Source organism: Yoonia sp. SDW83-1 (genome assembly GCF_046762885.1).
In the GTDB taxonomy this organism is placed as follows: domain Bacteria; phylum Pseudomonadota; class Alphaproteobacteria; order Rhodobacterales; family Rhodobacteraceae; genus Yoonia.
The window spans coordinates 14,798-34,833 of record NZ_JBKQXO010000003.1 but is presented as its reverse complement, the minus strand read 5'-3'; the positions used below and the strand labels follow the sequence as shown (position 1 = coordinate 34,833).

Here is a 20,036-nt window from a genome sequence, read left to right as displayed (position 1 = left end):
GGTCCGTCACCGCGCGGCCCCGTTTCCGCCCCGATTGGGTGGGACACTGCACCCTGAGTAGGGATGGCGGACCGATAGATGGCGCGAAAATACGACATCAACGATTTCAATGCGCGAGTGAAGCGCATCAACAATCCGCGCAACAACGCCTATTACGATCCCGAACTGAAGATGCATGTGCCCAAGCACACGTCGCAAAAAGAGATCCGGCAGACCGTCAAGCGCAGCAAGATCAATATCTCCAAAATTCTGGTGTCGTTGATCATTGGTGGCGCCGCCATGATGGCCGGTCAGGCACTGCGCATTCGTTATCTGGGTATGACCGAGGTGACCGATGCCTCGATCTTTACCGACATACTTCTCAGTCTGCTTGTTATGCTGACGCTGGCGGCGCTGATGCATCATCGCAAGATGGTGTTGCGCGTGGCACAAGTGGCCGGCGCAGGGCTGATGTTTGTGGCAGGTCACAACCTTATGTGGGCCTATCCGGACAAACTGGCGATTGTCTATTCGCCGGAATATGTCGAGACCGTGCGCGCGCAGACAGTGCCGATGTCGCTGGTCTTTCGGGACGTAACCATCAGTCTCTGAGCCCTGAAAATTCATTCCACGCAGCCTTTGCGGGACCCGTCCGCGCGAAGGTTTTTGCCGTGGCCGAAACATATACGTATTGAGGAGAAAAGAATGCTGGAAATCAAAGGCCTGAAGGTCAAACTGGAAGAAGAAGACAAGCAGATCCTCAAGGGTGTGGATCTGAAGATCGAGCCTGGATCGGTTCATGCGATCATGGGGCCGAACGGGTCTGGCAAATCCACCTTGTCCTATGTGCTGTCGGGCAAGGACGGGTATGAGGTGACGGATGGGTCGGCCCAGCTGGAAGGTGCTGATCTGCTGGATATGGAGCCGGAAGAGCGCGCCGCGGCCGGTCTGTTTCTGGCGTTTCAATATCCCGTCGAGATCCCCGGTGTGGGCAACATGACGTTTCTGCGCACGGCCGTGAATGCGCAGCGGAAATCGCGTGGTGAGGAAGAATTGAGCGCCGGTGATTTTCTGAAAGAGGTGCGGGCCAAGGCCAAAAGCCTGAGCATTGATGCGGATATGCTGAAGCGTCCGGTCAATGTCGGCTTTTCCGGCGGTGAGAAAAAGCGCAACGAAATTCTGCAGATGGCGATGCTGGAACCCAAGATGTGCATTCTGGACGAGACCGATTCAGGTCTGGATGTCGATGCGATGAAGCTGGTGGCCGAGGGTGTAAACGCCCTGCGGTCCGAAGGCCGGTCGTTTCTGGTGATCACTCATTATCAGCGTCTGCTGGACCATATTCAGCCGGATGTGGTGCATATCATGGCCGATGGCCGGATTGTGAAAACGGGCGGTCCTGAGCTGGCGCTTGAGGTCGAGAACAACGGTTATGCCGATATTCTGGCAGAGGTGGCCTGATGGCGCTGGCGAAGCTGAAAGCGGATGTGACAGAGGCCCGGCTGGCGCGATTGACCATGCCGGACGGGGCGGGCTGGGCCAATGCTGCCCGTGCCGATGCGCTAGCCCGGTTGCAGGCGATGGGCCTGCCGAGCAAGCGCGATGAGTATTGGAAATATACCGATCCAACGTCGCTGAACGCACCGGAAGCGCCCGAGGCCGCGCTGTTTCACAGTGATGAAAGCCCGCTGTTTGACGCCGTGGACCGTGTGCGGATCGTGTTTGTCGATGGTGTGTTCGATGCGGATGCGTCCGATGATCTAAGCGCCGAGGGTGTCGAGATCGAGCGTCTGGCCGATGCCATGGCTGCCGATATTCATTGGGTGAAGGATGTCTATGGTGTGCTTGAGGCGCGGGGCCAGACCCCGGTGAACCGCCCCTTTGCCGCGATGAATACCGCCTTTGCCAGTGATGGTGTGGTGATCCGCGCGACGGCGAAAGTATCCAAGCCGATCAACCTGATTTATCTGCATCAGGATGTGGCGTCGGATGCGATCCTGCATAATGTGGTCAAGGTGGAAGCAGGGGCCGAAGTGACCTTGCTGGAGACCGGTCCCGCCGCTGCCCGCTTTTCCAAGCAGCTGGAGGTTGAAGTGGCGGATGGGGGGACGTTCCATCATGTCCGCGCGCAAGGTCGTGATCATGAACGTCGCGCTGTAACCCATTGTTTTGCAAGGATTGGTGCGGGGTCGACCTTTAAATCCTTTACGCTGACCTTCAACGGTGTGCTGACCCGTAACGATTGCATTATCGAGATTGTCGGGGATGAGGCTGTGGCCCATGTGGCTGGCGCCTGTGTCGGCGATGGCCGCGATTTTCATCATGATGATACCGTGTTTATCACCCATGACGCGGTGAATTGCGAAAGCCGTCAGGTGTTCAAGAAGGTGCTGCGCAACGGGGCGACGGGTGTGTTTCAGGGCAAGATCCTGGTGAAGGCCGGTGCCCAAAAGACCGATGGCTATCAGATCAGCCAGTCGCTGCTTCTGGATGATGACAGCCAGTTTCTGGCCAAGCCGGAACTGGAGATCTATGCCGATGATGTGGCCTGTTCGCATGGCTCCACCTCTGGCGCGATTGACGAGGAGGCGCTGTTTTATCTGCGCTCGCGTGGTTTGCCCGAGAAGGATGCGCAGAGCCTGTTGACCCTTGCCTTTGTTGCCGAGGCGCTGGAGGAGATCGAGGACGAGGCGCTGGCGGATGACCTGCGGGACCGGCTGGAAGGCTGGCTGGCGCGTCATACCTGATGCCTGTCACAAGTGACATCGTGCGCACCTGGCGCGCGCCGCGTGCTGTGATCCGCAGCATTCTGGATCAGGGCAGGCGGGAGGATCGGGCGATTGCCTATCTGATGATCGCCTGTTTCCTGATCTTTGTGGCCCAGTGGCCGCGTTTGTCACGTACGGCGGCCGGTTTCGACCTGCCGCCAGGGGCAGAGGCGCCTGACCTGACCCGGCTGATGGCCTATGAATTTCTGGCCTGGATCATGATCTGGCCGCTGTTTTTATACTTCCTTGCGGCGATCACCCATGTGATTGCCAAGGCACTTGGCGGGCAGGGTGACTGGTATGGTGCGCGCATTGCCCTGTTCTGGAGTATGTTGGCGACGGTCCCTGTTCTGTTGTTGCACGGGCTGACCGCCGGGTTTATTGGCCCCGGACAACAGACCAATATTGTCGGGGCGATCTGGGTGATCGGGTTCCTGGTGATTTGGTTCCAATCCTTGCGCGAGGCGGAAAGCAGACCATGAGCGTTGATTTCCAAAGCTGGATGCGGGCCGTCTGGATGAGCCTGCTGGAACCGGCTCACATGGCCCGCAAGGCCATTGATTTGCGCATCGACATGCGCAGCCTGTGGATGGGTCTTGCGCTGATCGTGATCCTCAATGTGCTTTTGCTGGCGCTGATGCAGGTGATCTCGCCTGTTCCTGACAATGCGCCGCCAAGTCCACTGACGCTGAGCCCGTGGGCCTTGACCGGCGTTCTGGGGCTTTTCATGGTTCTGATGGTGTATGGCACCTATTTCGCCGGACAGATCATGGATGGCATCGGTGATTTGCACGCGACCCTGACGATCATTGTCTGGTTTCATGCGATCAATCTGACACTTGAGGTCATCCAGATCGGTCTGATCCTGATCAGTCCTCAGATAGGATTGCTGTTCGGGATGGTCGCGCTAGGTGCCTTGTTGTGGTGTTTTCTGAATTTCATCAACGTCCTGCATGAGTTCAACAGTCTGGGCAAATCCTTTGTCGCGTTTGTGTTGTCCCTTTTTGGCGTTGGCGTGGTCGCCCTGATTATACTGGCAATGGTGGGCGTATCGCTGTCCGGAGGAACGATATGACCTATGATGTGGCCAAGATCCGCGCTGATTTCCCGATCCTGTCACGCGAGGTGAATGGCAAGCCGCTGGTTTATCTCGACAATGGTGCCTCTGCCCAGAAACCGCAGGTTGTCATTGATGCGGTCACCCGTGGCTATTCCGAGGAATATGCGAATGTGCACCGCGGCCTGCATTACCTGAGCAACCTGTCCACCGAACGCTACGAAGGTGTGCGGGGGATCATTGCCCGGTTCCTGAATGCCGGGTCCGAGGATGAGATCATCATGAATTCGGGCACGACCGAGGGCATCAATATGGTCGCCTACGGTTGGGCCATGCCCCGGTTTGAACCCGGTGATGAGATTGTTCTGTCGATCATGGAACATCACGCCAATATCGTGCCCTGGCATTTCCTGCGTGAACGGCAGGGTGCCGTGATCAAGTGGGTCGATGTGGATGCGAATGGCGATCTGGACCCGCAAAAGGTGATTGATGCCATTGGCCCGCGCACAAAACTTGTGGGGGTCACCCATATGTCAAACGTGCTGGGTACGGTTGTCGATGTGAAGGCGATCACGGCTGGCGCCCATGCCAAGGGTGTTCCGGTGCTGGTCGATGGCAGCCAATCAGCGGTGCATATGCCGGTTGATGTGCAGGATATCGGCTGCGATTTTTTCGCAATCACCGGTCACAAGCTTTATGGACCGTCCGGGTCCGGTGCGATCTACGTCCGCAAAGAGCGGATGGCCGAGATGCGCCCATTCATGGGCGGTGGTGACATGATCCGCGATGTGACGCGGGATGAGGTGACATGGAGCGACCCGCCGATGAAGTTCGAGGCGGGCACACCGGGGATCGTCCAGACTATCGGGCTGGGCGCGGCACTCGAATACATGATGGATGCGGGCATGGATCAGATCGCCGCGCATGAACGGGGCCTGCGCGATTATGCCCGTGACCGGTTGGACGGATTGAACTGGCTGAATGTGCAGGGTGTGTCGGCGACCAAGGGCGCGATATTCTCCTTCACCTTGGAGGGGGCCGCACATGCCCATGACATCTCGACCGTGCTGGACAAAAAGGGCGTCGCAGTGCGCGCCGGGACCCATTGCGCGATGCCATTGATGGAACATATGGGGGTCGGGGCGACCTGCCGGGCGTCGTTCGGGATGTATAACACCACCGATGAGGTGGACGTGCTGATCGACGCGCTTGAGCTGTGCCACGAGTTATTCGGGTAGGGGCGGCGCTACCCGTCGCGTCCCGGTTCGTCGGGATTGCTGGAGAATAGGGCGATCTTGTTGCCATGCGGGTCACGCAGGTATCCCACATAGAATTGCGGGCCGTATGAGGCACGAAAACCCGGCTGCCCCTCATCAATTCCCCCGGCGGCAAGTGCTGCTGCGTGAAGGTCGCGCACCTGTTGTTGGCTTGATGCCTCGAACGCGATCATCGTTCCGTTCCCGGCCGTGGCGGGGCGTCCGTTGAAGGGTGATTTGACGTAGAAATCCGGCGGGGCCGCAGACTGACCGGGCTGGCGGGGTAAAATGTAACTCAGGTCGCCGTGATATTTTTCCAGTTGGTAGCCGAGTTCTGGCAGGAAGGCGGAGTAGAACCGTTCCGCGCGCGCGATGTCGTCAGCACCGACAGTGACATAAGCGATCATGTTGGGCGTCCCTCTCTGGACAGGCGGTGGTCGGTTTGCGTTTAACGCGATTTTGCAGCGCCAACATGTTGTCCGCTGCTTGAATGGCCCATTGAATATATTGAGAACGGGGGCTTTGCCATAGTCAGCGGGATCAGTCCCGAGAGAGTGGAAAAATCCGGCAGATCAGGCCGGTTTGGATGCGCGCCGGAACGCGCATCCGTTTTTTTTAGTATTGCTCTGGACCGCAGTAGAGGTCTTCGCGGTTCTTGACGTGATCGCGGTGCTTTTCGACGAATTTCATGACATTCGCCATTGTGCATTTGTCGCCAAAGCCGGACCAGGGTTCGAATCCGTGCAGGTTCAGGATGCTTTCCGGGTCTTGCCGAAGCAGACGCACAATGACAGAGGCCACGATCTTGCCACCGACACCTGTCAGGCGACCGTTGCCCTTTTCCTGCGCCTCTTGCAGGCAGTAGAACCAGAGCGGGGTCTTGTCGATGTGATGGTCTTTCAGCACTTTGGGCGTTTTCAGGACATGCAGCCCCAGCTTATGCGCCATTTGCTGACCTGACGGGATTTGCATCGCTGTCCGGTCACGCAGGATGTTGCGCAAGGCAAGCTTTTTGGCCTGTGCGACCGGGATGTCATGATCGCCCCATTTCAGGCCGGAGCCGACGATATTATCGGGCAACTCGAACAGGGTTTCGGCCATCTTGGTGCCGACGGGCAGCGCCTTTTGCTCATGAGCGCCAAAGAATTGATCCATTTCGATCGTTGCACCAGGATCACGCGGGCCAAAGCCGCGCAGGGCAAATAGATCAAGTGCTGCCTCGCCTTTGCGCAGCACATATTCCGGCTGCACGGTGGCATGACCAAACCGGTAGGCCGCCACCGAAAACTCGGCAGGCATCATCGGCCCGTCAGGGAAGATATCATGGTCGAGCGCATGGTCGATATCGTCCTGATCCACGAAGGATGGCAGGAATTCATGCAGCACGAGCCACTGATAATGCAACCGGATGAACCGGCGGACCTGTTCGAAGTCCTGCAGTTTTGGCGGCAGGATGTCATGCCAGACATCGCGGCGCACGCCCATCTGGGCGCAGTTGGCGATGTCATGCGCTTCATCCTTGCCTTCGTGGATATGCGTCATCAGGATGTTGTGCAGGCAGACGAACGCCCCCTGGATCTGGCTGACGAGGATGTTTTCGTCATTGCGGAAATCGCCGATCAGGGCGGTGCCTTTGCAGTTCCGCGCCAGATCGTAAGGGTTATCCTTGCGGCCAAAGAGCAGGAAGTTTTCTGTCCCTTCGGCGTGGGAATAAAGATAGTTCGAGGCCTCGGGCCCGTCGCCATAGACGCAATCCAGGTCGAGGTTCGGTGTGCGCACATTGCGGATCGACCGCGGATCAATCGCCGTACCAATGGCGCTGGTTGTATCAAGCGTGATGTCGTGGTCGATGAACTGACCGAAAAAGGTCATGCCGGCAGCGGCATCGCCATCGTCAACCTTCGCCGTTCGCATCGTTTCGACAAGGCAGTCGAACGCATTGACAATATGTTCCTTGGTCAGGTTGCCCGTCACCGGGTTGGGATGGCCGAGATACCCAAAAACCTGCGGTAGTGGGCTTGGGTCATTGGTTGCGTGGTGCTTGAGGCATTCGTTTAAAAACAGATCGTAACGGGACATCCCGTGGGCTGTCTTACTCATATCATTGCTCCAAAAATTGGTACTCAAAATGGTCTGTCTTGTGCATCTAGAAATAGAGAGATGCATACCGCGATTATGGCCCGGCGGCGTCACAGCGCAAGTCAGGTTATGCCTACCCCCGTTTGGGCATTGCAGCAGGGCCGCGACGATGCTAGTTGGGCGACAGGCACCCGTAGCTCAGCTGGATAGAGCGCTGCCCTCCGAAGGCAGAGGCCAGAGGTTCGAATCCTCTCGGGTGCGCCATTTCATATTTCTCACTTTCATACGCACCTATAGCTTGAATGGGCTGGGTATTGCCGGGGTTCGAGCTCCTTGATTCCGCATGCGCGCATGCTATGCCGTCGGTGAGGGCTAGTATTGACACCGTGCGGCGCCGTTCGATCCGACCAGAAGCCATACATTACAGGGGCTTCCAGAAATTTCTCCTCGCGCTTGGCGGCCTTGGCGGTGTCTGTGGAGTGCACCAGACGCTTATCCCAGAGAGGTCAAAGTATACGATGACCTAGAAGGCAATTGGTGTAGCTGTTACCCGGCATCGCGCGCCTTACGCGACTGCCAGCCCGGCGTTCGTATTCAGGAAATACTGCGAAAAGACCGGTCCGCAGGCCGCGCCTATGGCCCGTGCATTGCCGCCGATATTGCCGCTTTCGATGGCGGGCAGGATCAGGCCGCGCGTGTCCTGATCCCTGATGTGATGCCGGACCCGTTCAACCAGATCGCCGCGTACCGCACTTGGAAAGGCCCCGTCGATCAGGATCGCCTCAAAGTCAATTACAGCGCAGGTCGACAGGCTGGCCTTGGCCAGTTCCAACCCGGTCTGGTCCAGCCAAGGATCGACGTGATCGGCGAATGCGCCCCAGTCCTGCGGCGATTGCCAAAGAAGGGCGGGGTCAATTGATGCCGCTTTCAATCGCGCCTCAAGCAGATGAAGTGAGGCCGTATCGACCAGTTGCCGGTTTTTCCCGTCTGGTCCAATGCTGCGCAGGGACCCCAGGGCACCGGCATTGCCTTGGCGCCCTTCAAAGACAGAATGGTTCAGCACGATGCCCCCGCCGACAAACGCCCCAACGAAGAAATACGCGTAGTCGCGGAAGGCCTTTCCCCGGCCATAGACATGTTCGGCCTGACAAGCGGCGGTGGCATCATTGACGATTAGAACGGGCAGACTGGTGATCTGTGCGATCCGGCTACGGATGTCTATGTTTTTCCATGACAAAAAGGTTTCGGCGGCGCGCCCTGTCAGGTCGCTCCAGTTCCACATCTCGAACGGGGCGGCGACACCGATGCCGCAAATACGGGCTGCGGCCTGCGCGCCAAGCAGGGTAGTGATGTCTGCCACACTGTCAGCGACGAACCCAAAGACATCCTCTGGCATGGGGTATGGATAGGTGGTCTGGCGCTGGTGCCTGATACGGCCTGCGAAATCCATCACCAGCAGATCCGCAGAGCGTCGCCCGATTTTGAGTCCGAACGACAGAACCCCGCTGGGGGACAATTTCATCGGGACAGACGGCTTGCCGACCTTGCCGCGTTGCGGTTCGCCGCGTTCAAGAAGCCCGTCATTTTCCAGCCGTTTGAGGATCGCCGACACCGTAGGCGGTGATAGCCCGGCCCGTCGCGCCAGATCGCTGCCGGGCATGTCGCCGTGGCGCTGGAGCAGGGACAACAACAGCCGTTCGTTATGATCACGCACGCCCTTCTGGCTCAGCCCTGCGCTGATTGACCTTATGTCGGGAATGTCATGGCCGCGTGTCATCGGGCATCCTCCAACCGTTACATTACATGGTTTCAATTAATAAGGAAAGTTAACTAATTAATTGACAGGTTCGTGAGAATCGCGTTGGGTAGGGGCATTCGCCCGATCAATCCGGGCGTGTCGGGGAGGGGGCTTCCCTCACCAAAAACCGCGTTTCTGGGAGGAAATTATGAAAAGACTGCTAATTGGAACTGCGCTTGTTGGCATGACAACTGCCGGATCGGCCATGGCCGATGCTCATGGCACATCGGCCTGTTTAATCACCAAGACTGATACCAACCCGTTTTTCGTCAAAATGCGTGAAGGGGCCGAGGCCACGGCCGCCGAGTTGGGCATCACGCTGAATTCCTATGCTGGTCAGATCGACGGCGATAATGAGGCGCAGGTGGCGGCCATTGAAACCTGCATCGCCAATGGCGCATCCGGTATTCTGATTACCGCATCTGATACGGCGGCCATTGTTCCATCGGTCGAGGCGGCCCGCGAGGCCGGTTTGCTGGTGATAGCGCTGGACACACCGCTCGACCCGATTGATGCCGCTGACGCGACGTTTGCCACTGACAATTTCCTTGCCGGTGAATTGATCGGTCAGTGGGCGGCAGGTGCCTTGGGCGATGCGGCCGCCGATGCCAAGATCGCGATGCTTGATCTGGCAATCAGCCAGCCAACGGTCGGCGTGCTGCGTGACCAGGGTTTCCTGCAAGGGTTCGGCATTGATCTGGGCGATCCGTCGCGCTGGGGCGATGAAACCGATGAGCGGATCATCTGCAATGAGGTGACGGCGGGCAACGAAGAAGGCGGGCGCACGGCGATGGAAAACTGCCTGGCGATCGATCCCGATATCAACGTCGTCTACACGATCAACGAACCTGCGGCGTCCGGTGCTTATGAGGCGCTGGTGGCGGTTGGTCGTCAGGAAGATGTGCTGATCGTGTCGGTTGATGGCGGTTGCCCGGGTGTGGCCGACGTGGCCGATGGTGTGATCGGTGCCACATCACAGCAATATCCGCTGCTGATGGCATCGCTGGGGATCGAGGCGATTGCGGCCTATGCCGCCGATGGCACGCTGCCTGAGAACACGGAAGGCAAGGAATTCTTTGACACCGGAGTAGCGCTTGTCACCGATCAGCCGGTTGACGGGGTCGAGTCGATCTCGGTCGAGGAAGGCACGGATCTTTGCTGGGGGTGATCTAACCCCTGCAAGCTAGCCAATCCTTGGGGGCGGACCGCTGGCCCGCCCCTGACACATGACTGCAGAACCAGACGCTCAGGGGAGAGTTGCAGATGACTGACAAGAGCGACAATTACGAAGCTGTTCTGGAAGGTGCTGAACAATCGGTGGCGGCGTTCGCGCAGGAGCGCAAGACGCCGCTGATGATGCTGCAATCCACCTTGCATCGTACGCCGTCGCTGGTGCCGCTGATCGTGCTGCTGGTCGCGATTATCATCTTTACCGGATGGCTTGGCCCCCGGTTCCTGCCACAGATGGCGCTGGTGTTTCAGCAAATTCAGATTGTCGGCATCCTCGCTCTGGCCCAGTCACTGATCATCCTGACTGCTGGTATCGACTTGTCGGTTGGGGCGATTGCCGTCTTCTGCTCTGTCATCATGGGGCAGTTTACCTTTCGCTATGGGCTGCCACCGTCCGTCGCTATTTTATGTGGTTTCATCGTGGGTACCGGGCTGGGTGCCGTGTCCGGTTGGCTGGTCAGCCGCGTCAAGATCCCGCCTTTTATTGCCACGCTCGGCATCTGGCAGATCGTGCTGGCCACGAATTACATCTATTCGCGTAATGAGACGATCAGACCCCGCGAAATCCGCGACGATGCGCCGGTTCTGCAATGGCTGGGATACAAGCCGAACGAGCAACTCGTCATCTGGATCGAAAACGCCCGCGGCATCACGTATGAACGTCTTCGCCCCAATGAGACGGACCAATTTCTGCTCGACCTGCTGTGGCAGACCAAGATCACTTATGGCGTGTTGGTGTTGATCCTGTTGGCGATCATTCTGGCCTATATGCTGCGATCGACCGCCTGGGGGCGCCATGTCTATGCCGTGGGCGATGATCCGGAGGCGGCGGAACTGGCCGGTGTCAACGTCAAGGGAACGCTGATGTCGGTTTACATGTTGTCCGGATTTATCTGTGCCATTGCGGCTTGGGTCATGATCGGGCGGCTGGGATCGGTATCGCCGTCAGCCTCGACCGGAGTCGTGGGGAATATTCAGTCGATCACCGCTGTCGTGATTGGTGGCATATCGCTGTTCGGCGGGCGCGGATCAATCTGGGGTGCGTTTTTTGGCGCACTGATTGTCGGCGTGTTCGAACTGGGCCTGCGGATGGCCGGGGCGAATGCGCAATGGACCTATCTTATCATCGGCGCGCTGATCATCGGTGCGGTGGCGGTGGATCAGTGGATCAGAAAGGTATCGGCGTGATGGAACCTATCCTGAAGGGAACGAACCTGACCAAGAAGTACGGCAAGGTTGTCGCACTCGACCAATGCGATTTTGAGCTTTATCCCGGTGAGATACTTGCCGTGATCGGGGATAACGGGGCAGGAAAGTCAACGCTGATCAAGGCGCTTTCAGGGGCGGTTGCCCCTGACAATGGTGAGATTTATCTGGAGGGTCAGCGCACCCATTTTCATTCACCAACTGACGCGCGCGATGCCGGGATTGAAACGGTTTATCAGACACTGGCGGTCAGCCCGGCCCTGTCAATCGCCGACAACATGTTCATGGGCCGCGAATTGCGCAAGCCGGGGATCGTGGGTAAGTGGTTTCGAAAGCTGGACAAGCAGGCGATGGAGGCATTTGCCCGCGACAAGCTGACCGAGTTGGGGTTGATGACTATCCAGAATATCAATCAGGCCGTGGAAACTTTGTCAGGCGGACAGCGGCAGGGTGTTGCCGTGGCCAGGGCCGCAGCCTTCGGATCGAAGGTGATTATCCTGGATGAGCCGACCGCTGCTTTGGGGGTTAAGGAGTCCCGGCGTGTGCTGGAGCTGATCCTTGATGTACGGTCCCGCGGCATCCCGATTATCCTGATCAGCCACAACATGCCGCATGTCTTTGAAGTGGCCGACAGGATCCACGTTCACAGGCTTGGCAAGCGGCTCTGCGTGATCGATCCCAAGGACTACACCATGTCCGACGCCGTCGCTTTCATGACCGGGGCGAAGGACCCGCCTGTGCATTGAGGGGGGTTGCAGCGCTTCTAATGCGCTGTAGCTTTGAGCTGTAACGTACTGCTTTTCATTGAAATGGTGCTCACACGGACCCACAGCCGATGCTCAAAATACTGATTTAGAATGTTTTTCTTTTTCGGTGTTGTTTGGATACAGTAGTTCGAAAGCAAGTCGCTGCTTTGTCCCGACGGGCCAAAACGTCCTGTAGGCGGCGAAGTCATCACGTGACCATGCCATATGCCCATCGGTCTTAGGCGTCTTTCGTGGCGCAACCAGTCGGGCGACGTTGGTTTCAATCAGCCCAACCTGATCCCAATATGCGCACAACGAACGCCAGACCTTTAAACGGTTATTCGCTGCGTGGCCATCAAAGAACGCCAAGTCCTTTTTAATGTGAGGGGCCGAAAGGCCATCCAGCTTCGCCACCCCATACTTTAGGCGAATATCGTCACAGCGACTGCGCTGGCCGCGATCATCGTGATGGCGGTGGCCAATCTGATCGATCTGAAAACCCTGCGCCACGCGTGGGTCTACAACAAGGCCGATGCCGCCTCGCTGATCGCGACATTCCTCGCCGCGCTGACCCTTGGGGTCGAGATTGGCATCGTGGCGGGGGGCTGTCCATTGCGCTTTATCTGTGGCGGACCAGCCGCCCGCATATGGCCGAAGTGGGCCGTGTGGCCGGGACCGAACATTTCCGCAACGTCCTGCGGCACGAGGTGCAGACACACCCCGATGTGCTGGCCGTGCGTGTCGACGAAAGCCTCTATTTCGCCAACACCGCCTTTCTGGAAGACGAGCTTTTGGCCCGTGTCGCCGACCAGCCCAGGATCAATCACCTTGTTCTGATCATGAGTGCGGTCAGCTTCATTGATGCCAGCGCGCTCGAGACGCTCGAAACCCTGGCCGGACGCCTGCACGACGCAGGTGTAACCATGCACCTGGCCGAGGTGAAAGGGCCAGTGATGGACCGGCTGGAGCGGGTTTCATTCCCTCATATGCTGGGTGACTGCAGGATCTATCTCAGCACCCACGCGGCGATGCGCGACCTGGCATCGCAACCAGGCGCGCAAGCAGCCTGACGACAGCCAGCAAGATCTTTCCGCTCGCCGGAACCCCAACTGACAATTATCAAATCAACCTACACTGACCCTCCTATCGTAGGCGTGAAGGGGTTGATGAATGTGTTGGAGCATTGAAGCATCCGCGGCGATGACCTGTGTCGGCGGCGTCGGCACCGCAGTCTCCTACAGCCGAAAGAACCCGCCCGCCATCTGGCTGACAATTGGCTATTTCACCGTGATGGAGGCCCTGCAGGTCGCAGGTTACGTGGTTCTGGACCAATGCGGAACGCGGGCGAATGTGGCTGTTACACTTGCCTCTTACCTACACATTGCCTTTCAGCCGTTCTTCATCAATGCCTTCGCGATGGAACTGGTGCCCGCGCCCGTCAAGGCGCGCGTGTGGCGTTGGGTGATGCTGCTTTGTGCTGCTGCTACCGCGATCCTGTTGATCCAGCTTGTTCCACTTGGTGCATTTGGGCGTTGCACTGCGGGTGCGCCGCTTTGTGGTCCGGAATTCTGTACCGTTTCGGGCGAATGGCACATCGCTTGGAACATTCCCTACAACGGCCTTTTCGTCCCGTTTGAGGCCGCGACCGGGATCGCATCTGGGTTTCCGGCCTATATGATTGTGGCCTTTGTGCTGCCCTTGGCCTATGGCGCATGGCGGTTCGTCGTGTTCCACGTCTTGTCGGGGCCGATCCTGGCCTCTGCACTGACAAACAATCCCAACGAAATGCCTGCCATTTGGTGCCTGTTTTCCATACTCATCCTGCTTGTCGGTGTGAGTGTACGGGCACGGCAAAGCGTTACCTCAGACAGGTGGTGGGGGCGGAGGGTTATGGAATGACGTGTCCACCGCCCAGTCCGCCCGATAGTGCTGCATACCGGCGGCTTCAAGCCCGCGCACAACCCGCAAGACGCTCAGTGTTCCGTGGTGTTCGGTCACAACCGTGCATTGTCCCTCATCTTGTCCGTCCTGGTCAGAAAAGACCACAACCCAATCCTTTGTGCGACCCAGCCGGCGGGCGCGGGATGTATTGGAATAAGGCGCGGTAAATTGCCACGGTCCGCGTTCGGTATGCAGAACGGGAACCCGAGCGCTGCCTTGCGGGTTGAAACGCCTTGGCGGGATCGTCGGCAAGGTGCCCGCATCGGCCTCCACCCGGTATTCCTAATCGACATCGAGTATTTCGGCGATTGTTGGCGGTGTAGCGTGACAGGTCCATGGCGTGGACGGCGGCGCGCCAAAATCTCCGCCAGTGCCATCCGGATCCCGTTAACCCGACGCGGCCCCAAGCCTTTCAGACCAACAAAGCTGCCATCATGTGCGGCCGCTTCGAGGTCTTCAAGCGTTTCGATCTCCAGTTCTTCATGGATGAGATGCGCCAGATTTGGGCCAATCATCGGGACAAACTGAAAGAGTCTTTCGGGGTCAATCGCGCCGCGCAGCCGGTCGATCATCGTCAATGATCCGGTGTCAAGCAGCTCTTAAATGGCCCGCGCAATCGATGTGCCGATATTAGGCAGGCCTTCCAGGTCCTTGCGACCGTCCTTGATCACGATATCGCGCAGATGTGGCCCCATCCGCAGAATGTAAGAGGCCGCATCCCGACAAGCATTGACCCGAAAGCCGTTGGCATTCTGTTGCTGCAACAGATCCGCAACCTCAATCAGCTTTTGCGCGATGAAGCGCTTCTCGCTTGTATCGTCAGCTTGCGCCGCTGCAGTTGCCCTAGTGGCCCTTGATGTGGTGGGCAACGGTCTGGCGCCCTGCGCTAGGGGTATCCCGCTCCCTCGGTTCTGGTTTGACATAGCTCAATCCTGAAAGGTGGAAATCTGAAAGACTTTCGATTGTGCAACGCAGATCGCGTCAGGGGGTAGCCGCAGCGTGGCAGATAGGCCTGATCCAAATCCAAACGGACAGCTTTCCTTAGGGCTTCGGGTGATCCTTATCACCGTTCTGACCGTGTTCATCTTGGCCCCACTGTTTCAAGGCACGATGACCTCGACCCAGACTGTGTCTTACTCCGAAGTCAAGCGACAGATCGCAGATGGTCGGGTGCAAAGCGTCGTCTTAACCGAAACACATCTGATAGCAGAGCCCTACAACGATGATGTCCCGTCACGGGCTGTCGTGCCGGTTCAAGGCGATCCTGAGTTGTTACCGCTTCTGAACGCACACGACGTTGAGGTTTTTGCAGAGGCCCCCAGTGGCGGCTCGATCATTGGGGCGCTGCTGCCGTGGATCTTCCTTGCGGGGTTTTTCTATTTCTTGACGCGGCGCACATCCATGGGCGGTGCGGGTTTTCCGGGGCAAGGCTTGGGCGATCTGATGGCGGGGCGGTTCTCTTCGCCTGTCAGTCACGGGCGCAAGGTGACATTTGCCGATGTGGCCGGGCAGGAAAGTGCCAAACAAGAGGTGGCCGAACTGGTCGATTTCTTGCGCGAGCCGGACCGGTTTTCACGCGTTGGAGCCCAGGTGCCCCATGGGGTTTTGCTAATGGGGCCGCCAGGAACGGGCAAAACACTGCTGGCGCGTGCGCTTGCGGGTGAGGCTGACGTTCCGTTCTTTTCCACGACCGGATCGGAATTCATTGAGGTTTTTGTGGGTGTCGGCGCCGGTCGGGTCCGCAAGATGTTCGAAGCGGCACGCAAACAGGCCCCTTCCATCATCTTCATTGATGAACTGGACAGCATTGGCCGGACGCGCGGCGCCGGGCTGGGTGGCGGGCACGATGAACGTGAACAGACGCTCAACCAGATCCTGGCCGAGATGGACGGGTTTTCAGGCAAGCATGCGGTGGTTGTTCTGGCCGCAACAAACCGGCCTGATGTGCTGGATCCCGCGCTTTTGCGTCCGGGTCGTTTTGACAGACATGTGACCTTGTCATTACCTGACAAACAGGCACGGCGCGCCATTCTGGACATCCACGCCCGGGGACTGCCGCTTGATGCATCCGTCGATCTTGATCAGATCGCAGCGGGCACGCCGGGGTTTTCCGGCGCTGACCTGAAAAACCTGTTGAATGAGGCTGCGATCTCTGCTGCGCGCAAGGGGAATGTCGAAATCGGCTTGCCCGACACCGAAGAGGCACGCGACAAAATTATGATGGGCACAGTACGCACACTTGCGATCCAGCCTGACGAGAAACGCCGACTGGCGGTGCATGAGGCCGGGCATACGGCGGTTGCGTTCCATACGCCGGTTGCTGATCCGATCTACAAGGTCACGATCATTCCGCGCGGCCGCGCGCTTGGCGGCACCCATGCGCTGCCGGAAAATGAGCGCCATGTACTCCCCGAGGACTATCTGCGCGCTCAGTTGAGCGTTCTGCTGGCCGGGCGGGCTGCAGAAAAGCACTTTCTCGGCACAGTCAGCTCTGGCGCCGAAGATGACATTCGCCGCGCCACAGACCTTGCCCGATCCATGATTGCACGTTGGGGCATGGATAACGACATCGGGCCGGTTGACCTGAGCAATGCCGAGGAAAGCCCGTTTCTTGGCCGGAAGATTGCGCAGCCGGTGACATTTGCCGACGAAACAGCCGGAAAAGTGGATGAGGCCATGATGGCAGTTCTACAGCAGGCCGAGGCGCGCGCGGAGGCACTGATCAAACAACATGGCGACCGTATTGCGACGTTGATTGCACGGCTGGAAACCGAAGAAACGCTGGGTGCGGCCGCCATTCGGGAATGCCTCGATCCCGGCATTATAACACCCGTGCATGATCGTGCAGGCAAGGCGGGCCGCGGCCTTTGCGTATCAGCTCAGGCCCCCCAAGACAGCAAGAAAGGAGTGAACAGTGACAGAGGCTATGAACCTTACCTTTCAGGGGATTGACCCCTCGGATGCGATCGAAGCCAAAATAGGAGAAAGGGTCGCGCGACTTGAAGCCATGTGCCCGGACTTGCACAGATGCAACGTCTGGGTGCGGGCGCCGCACAAGAAACACAAAGCAACGCAATACATCATCGACATCTCTGCCGAACTGCCCGGTCAGACGCTGGCCATCACCAGACATCCGGGCGATGACAAGGCACACACCGATGTCCATATCGCGATACGGGATGCCTTCAGCGCGATGGAGCGCCAGCTGAAGAAATGGAGCGATACCCACAAGGGCAGGCCAGAGACACATGCACAGCAGCTTCAGGGCAGGATCGCGATGCTGAATGGGCACACCGGTTACGGTCATATCGAAACGACGGATGGCCGCCTGATCTATTTTCATCGCAACGCGGTGGGTGGTGACGGTTTTGATGCCCTCAATGAGGGCGACCCGGTCGAGTTGTCCCTCGACAACAAGGGCTCCGAAAAAGGGCCGCACGCCTCCTTTGTCCGCCCGGTTGGCGCTATGCGCTTCACCGATACACCGCGCTAGCGTTCTTGCGTTGGCTGGTCGAAACCGGTGAACGCCGCTCAGGCCAAGCCCAATCACAGCCCTGCTATTGCTGGTCTGACAGCGCGCGCCCCAATGGCTGCATATCAAGGCGATAGTCCTCTGCCACCTGAAAAATGGTGCGGTCGGGGACTTCATACCAGTCATCGACAAAGGTCACCGGTTCGGACGCGATCTCGATCGCCTGATAGCCGGTTTGCGGGTCGTGATGCACATGCGGCTGGTCGCAGATCGGGCAGTGAAAGACATGGTCGCGTTGCAGATAGACAAGCGAACGGTTGTAGCGCGAACCGATCATGTGGTCGCCATCGGTCAGGATGATGTTCAGGCCGGGCCGCGCCGTCGGGTCAACGTCGGCGCACCAGCGGATCACATGCTCCAGCCCCTCTTGGACGACAGCGCAAAGGCCGCGCTCGGGGTGGCGCAGAAAAAGGCTGAGAAGGTAGCGAAACAGATGTTCGCTGTCTGTTGTTCCCCGAATTTCAGCGCGGTGTAGCGGATCCATCTCTTCCAGCATCTTGATGCGGACCTCGTCAAAGCTGGTGACGGTGCCGTTGTGGGCAAATATCCAGCGGCCATGATGAAAAGGATGAGTATTCTCGATGCTTGTGCCGCCCACGGTTGCGCGGCGCACATGGGCCACGACTGTTCTGGCATAGACCCGTGCGGCCTTGCGGCTGAAATGCTCGCCATGAAAGGCCGCCCAGACCTGTTTTTCGATCATGGGTACGCCGTCGTTGTAATCTGCAACGCCCCAGCCGTGGCCATGCGCATAGCCCTGCATGTCACTTTTGCTTTGTGCCATCAGCGCGTTCTGTGACTTGACCAACCCACATTCGACCTTGGTCGGTTCGTTGGCATGCATGGCGTAAAGACGGCACATCGGCGGATCCCTTTGCTTTACCGCCGCATGCTAGCAGCTTGAGGCAAAGCAAAATGACTTTGGTCAATTCCGTTGCGCAACCCGGATCGTAAATTTGGTGCATGACCAATCTGTCGTCTGTGTCCCAGCCGTACGAAAACGACATCGTTCATCATTTGCTTGCTGATGAACCTGCATTGCTGTCGTCATTGGATTTTGGGCCATGTGTGCAGCAGGGCAAAGGGGCCGGTGCCTCACTGCTGATCGGTGATCAGTCCGAGATTAGCCTTCTTGGCAATGCCGCACAGATGCAGCTTGATTTTCGCATGGCCCTTCTGGCGCAACCTGGTGATCTGATGCTGGTGCGGCGACCTGACAAGGCTTTTGAAGACTATCTGGCGGATTACCTTGGCCTGTCCGGGATGGTGTTTCTGGGTGGCGACGCCAAGGACATCGGCCCCCTGGCAAAACAGGCCCGCAGGTCTGACACTGCGGTTGCGGCCTGCGTCAGCGCAGCGGCAAAGGCTGGTGGCCTGACGATCCAATCCTACCTGACAACCGGTCATGTCTGGCGGTTGGCGCGGGTGATCGGGCAACGCGCGCAGTGCCGGGTTCATGTCAGCGGCCCGTCCCCCCGGATCATGCGCCGAGCCAATGACAAGCTGTGGTTTGCACAACTGGCTCGGCAGATCATCGGTCGTGATGCGACGCCGCCGACCATGGCCGCCTATGGTCCAGCGGCGGCGACAGGTCTTGTCAAACGACTGAGCAGGACAAGCGCGCATGTGGTGGTGAAAGTGCCTGACAGCGCGGGTTCGGTGGGCAATATCCGCCTGCAAAGCGCGGCAATCAGAACCACGCCGCCCGCGGTGTTGCGTCAGTTTCTGCGACAGCGCCTGCATGCGGTCGGTTGGCGCGATACCTATCCCATCCTCGTCGGTGTCTGGGACGCGCAGGTGACATGCAGCCCGTCCGTCCAACTCTGGATACCGCTGGCCGCCGAAGGGCCGCCGGTTGTCGACGGGGTTTTTGAACAACATGTTCGCGGCACCATTGGAAGTTTTGTCGGCGGCGCACCTTCGCGTTTGCCGCAGGGTATCCAGACCCAACTGGGTCATGAGGCGATGCAGATCGCGCGGGTGTTGCAAAAGGTCGGCTACTATGGGCGGTGCAGCATGGATGCAGTCATCTGTCAAAATGCACAGCCGGGTCGCGCGATCCACTGGATCGAATGCAATGGACGCTGGGGCGGTGTTTCGATCCCCATGACGGTCGCCCAGCGTCTGACAGGCGGCCATCCGGCGCTAAGCATCATGCAGGACGTGCTGCCAAAGGTGCACCTGGACACCAGCGGGTTGATCAACTGCACTCAGGACCTGCTGTTGCAGGTGGGCCATCGGCGCAGTGGTCTCGTCATCCTGTCCCCGCCCGATGCGCCGCGCGGCGCGTCACTGAACCTTCTGGCCATTGCGCAACAACAGGACGATGCAGATCGGCTCATCGAGGAGGCGTTGGCGCGTGTCCGGGCACTTTGACACGGACGGCGTGCGGGCGTTGAGATTGATCAATCCCGGCAGGGTGTCGGCCCGCTACGCTCATCTCC

The 20,036-nt window shown here is 58.5% G+C and carries 22 protein-coding genes and 1 tRNA gene; 16 read left to right on the top strand and 7 right to left on the bottom strand.

Going from position 1 to position 20,036, the window contains the following annotated elements; all coding sequences use genetic code 11:
• Nucleotides 1-78: 78 nt before the first annotated feature.
• The 6 genes from ACFWW4_RS04270 to ACFWW4_RS04245 all read left to right on the top strand — a co-directional run bounded on the left by ACFWW4_RS04270 (nt 79) and on the right by ACFWW4_RS04245 (nt 5,042).
• Complete coding sequence (locus tag ACFWW4_RS04270; RefSeq protein WP_411889736.1) at nt 79-591, top strand: hypothetical protein; 513 nt, start codon at nt 79-81, stop codon at nt 589-591.
• 93 nt (nt 592-684) lie between these two features.
• Complete coding sequence (gene sufC / locus ACFWW4_RS04265) at nt 685-1,440, top strand: Fe-S cluster assembly ATPase SufC (protein ID WP_411889735.1); 756 nt, start codon at nt 685-687, stop codon at nt 1,438-1,440.
• Nucleotides 1,440-2,726 (top strand): SufB/SufD family protein, encoded by a 1,287-nt coding sequence (locus ACFWW4_RS04260; protein ID WP_411889734.1) that lies wholly within the window; start codon nt 1,440-1,442, stop codon nt 2,724-2,726. Before sufC ends, ACFWW4_RS04260 begins: the two co-directional genes overlap by 1 nt.
• Nucleotides 2,726-3,229 (top strand): YIP1 family protein, encoded by a 504-nt coding sequence (locus ACFWW4_RS04255; RefSeq protein ID WP_411889733.1) that lies wholly within the window; start codon nt 2,726-2,728, stop codon nt 3,227-3,229. The genes ACFWW4_RS04260 and ACFWW4_RS04255 overlap by 1 nt, the downstream gene beginning before the upstream one ends.
• The gene (locus ACFWW4_RS04250; RefSeq protein WP_411889732.1) at nt 3,226-3,822 is read left to right on the top strand and encodes a YIP1 family protein; all 597 of its coding nucleotides are present in this window, start codon (nt 3,226-3,228) and stop codon (nt 3,820-3,822) included. Before ACFWW4_RS04255 ends, ACFWW4_RS04250 begins: the two co-directional genes overlap by 4 nt.
• Nucleotides 3,819-5,042: a cysteine desulfurase gene (locus ACFWW4_RS04245; protein WP_411889731.1), complete on the top strand. Its 1,224-nt coding sequence runs from the start codon at nt 3,819-3,821 to the stop codon at nt 5,040-5,042. Before ACFWW4_RS04250 ends, ACFWW4_RS04245 begins: the two co-directional genes overlap by 4 nt.
• Nucleotides 5,043-5,050: 8 nt before the next feature.
• Here ACFWW4_RS04245 and ACFWW4_RS04240 read toward each other — a convergent pair whose 3' ends face one another.
• The gene (locus tag ACFWW4_RS04240; RefSeq protein ID WP_411889730.1) at nt 5,051-5,467 is read right to left on the bottom strand and encodes a VOC family protein; all 417 of its coding nucleotides are present in this window, start codon (nt 5,465-5,467) and stop codon (nt 5,051-5,053) included.
• A gap of 208 nt (nt 5,468-5,675) precedes the next feature.
• A complete protein-coding gene (locus ACFWW4_RS04235; protein WP_411889729.1) occupies nt 5,676-7,160 on the bottom strand; it encodes a peroxidase family protein in 1,485 nt (494 codons plus the stop codon).
• Nucleotides 7,161-7,326: 166 nt separating this feature from the next.
• On the opposite strand from ACFWW4_RS04235, the gene ACFWW4_RS04230 reads away from it, so the two are divergent.
• A tRNA-Arg gene (locus ACFWW4_RS04230) sits at nt 7,327-7,403 on the top strand.
• Between the two features lie 301 nt (nt 7,404-7,704).
• On the opposite strand, the gene ACFWW4_RS04225 is transcribed toward ACFWW4_RS04230, so the two are convergent.
• Entirely contained in the window at nt 7,705-8,916 is a 1,212-nt protein-coding gene (locus ACFWW4_RS04225; RefSeq protein WP_411889728.1) for an ROK family transcriptional regulator, read from the bottom strand.
• A 169-nt stretch (nt 8,917-9,085) separates the two neighbouring features.
• Here ACFWW4_RS04225 and ACFWW4_RS04220 point away from each other — a divergent pair, with 169 nt between their 5' ends.
• The 3 genes from ACFWW4_RS04220 to ACFWW4_RS04210 all read left to right on the top strand — a co-directional run bounded on the left by ACFWW4_RS04220 (nt 9,086) and on the right by ACFWW4_RS04210 (nt 12,119).
• Complete coding sequence (locus tag ACFWW4_RS04220) at nt 9,086-10,105, top strand: sugar ABC transporter substrate-binding protein (protein WP_411889727.1); 1,020 nt, start codon at nt 9,086-9,088, stop codon at nt 10,103-10,105.
• 95 nt (nt 10,106-10,200) lie between these two features.
• On the top strand, nt 10,201-11,355 hold the full coding sequence (locus ACFWW4_RS04215) for an ABC transporter permease (protein WP_411889726.1): 1,155 nt from the start codon (nt 10,201-10,203) through the stop codon (nt 11,353-11,355).
• Nucleotides 11,355-12,119 carry an ATP-binding cassette domain-containing protein gene (locus ACFWW4_RS04210; protein ID WP_411889725.1) on the top strand — a complete coding sequence of 255 codons (765 nt, stop codon included), beginning with the start codon at nt 11,355-11,357 and terminating at the stop codon, nt 12,117-12,119. The genes ACFWW4_RS04215 and ACFWW4_RS04210 overlap by 1 nt, the downstream gene beginning before the upstream one ends.
• A gap of 93 nt (nt 12,120-12,212) precedes the next feature.
• On the opposite strand, the gene ACFWW4_RS04205 is transcribed toward ACFWW4_RS04210, so the two are convergent.
• Nucleotides 12,213-12,629 carry a hypothetical protein gene (locus tag ACFWW4_RS04205; RefSeq protein ID WP_411889724.1) on the bottom strand — a complete coding sequence of 139 codons (417 nt, stop codon included), beginning with the start codon at nt 12,627-12,629 and terminating at the stop codon, nt 12,213-12,215.
• A gap of 2 nt (nt 12,630-12,631) precedes the next feature.
• Between ACFWW4_RS04205 and ACFWW4_RS04200 the strand changes: the two genes are divergently transcribed.
• Together ACFWW4_RS04200 and ACFWW4_RS04195 are read left to right on the top strand one after the other, a co-directional pair.
• Entirely contained in the window at nt 12,632-13,189 is a 558-nt protein-coding gene (locus ACFWW4_RS04200; RefSeq protein ID WP_411889723.1) for an STAS domain-containing protein, read from the top strand.
• Between the two features lie 100 nt (nt 13,190-13,289).
• A complete protein-coding gene (locus ACFWW4_RS04195) occupies nt 13,290-14,018 on the top strand; it encodes a DUF5765 domain-containing protein (protein ID WP_411889722.1) in 729 nt (242 codons plus the stop codon).
• Here the strand turns inward: ACFWW4_RS04195 and ACFWW4_RS04190 are convergent.
• Nucleotides 13,983-14,333 carry a hypothetical protein gene (locus tag ACFWW4_RS04190; protein ID WP_411889721.1) on the bottom strand — a complete coding sequence of 117 codons (351 nt, stop codon included), beginning with the start codon at nt 14,331-14,333 and terminating at the stop codon, nt 13,983-13,985. The genes ACFWW4_RS04195 and ACFWW4_RS04190 overlap by 36 nt on opposite strands.
• Before the next feature lie 62 nt (nt 14,334-14,395).
• On the opposite strand from ACFWW4_RS04190, the gene ACFWW4_RS04185 reads away from it, so the two are divergent.
• Nucleotides 14,396-14,641, top strand: a complete 246-nt coding sequence (locus ACFWW4_RS04185) for a hypothetical protein (protein WP_411889720.1) — start codon at nt 14,396-14,398, stop codon at nt 14,639-14,641.
• 18 nt (nt 14,642-14,659) lie between these two features.
• Here the strand turns inward: ACFWW4_RS04185 and ACFWW4_RS04180 are convergent, their stop codons facing one another.
• Complete coding sequence (locus ACFWW4_RS04180) at nt 14,660-14,929, bottom strand: helix-hairpin-helix domain-containing protein (RefSeq protein WP_411889719.1); 270 nt, start codon at nt 14,927-14,929, stop codon at nt 14,660-14,662.
• Nucleotides 14,930-15,113: 184 nt separating this feature from the next.
• Here ACFWW4_RS04180 and ftsH point away from each other — a divergent pair, with 184 nt between their 5' ends.
• Both ftsH and ACFWW4_RS04170 read left to right on the top strand, forming a co-directional pair.
• Nucleotides 15,114-17,012: an ATP-dependent zinc metalloprotease FtsH gene (gene ftsH / locus ACFWW4_RS04175; RefSeq protein ID WP_411889718.1), complete on the top strand. Its 1,899-nt coding sequence runs from the start codon at nt 15,114-15,116 to the stop codon at nt 17,010-17,012.
• Nucleotides 16,975-17,553: an HPF/RaiA family ribosome-associated protein gene (locus ACFWW4_RS04170; protein ID WP_393931423.1), complete on the top strand. Its 579-nt coding sequence runs from the start codon at nt 16,975-16,977 to the stop codon at nt 17,551-17,553. Before ftsH ends, ACFWW4_RS04170 begins: the two co-directional genes overlap by 38 nt.
• 64 nt (nt 17,554-17,617) lie before the next feature.
• On the opposite strand, the gene ACFWW4_RS04165 is transcribed toward ACFWW4_RS04170, so the two are convergent.
• Entirely contained in the window at nt 17,618-18,454 is an 837-nt protein-coding gene (locus ACFWW4_RS04165) for a class II glutamine amidotransferase (protein WP_411889717.1), read from the bottom strand.
• Nucleotides 18,455-18,555: 101 nt separating this feature from the next.
• Between ACFWW4_RS04165 and ACFWW4_RS04160 the strand changes: the two genes are divergently transcribed.
• Nucleotides 18,556-19,968: a hypothetical protein gene (locus ACFWW4_RS04160; protein WP_411889716.1), complete on the top strand. Its 1,413-nt coding sequence runs from the start codon at nt 18,556-18,558 to the stop codon at nt 19,966-19,968.
• The last annotated feature ends 68 nt before the right edge of the window (nt 19,969-20,036 follow it).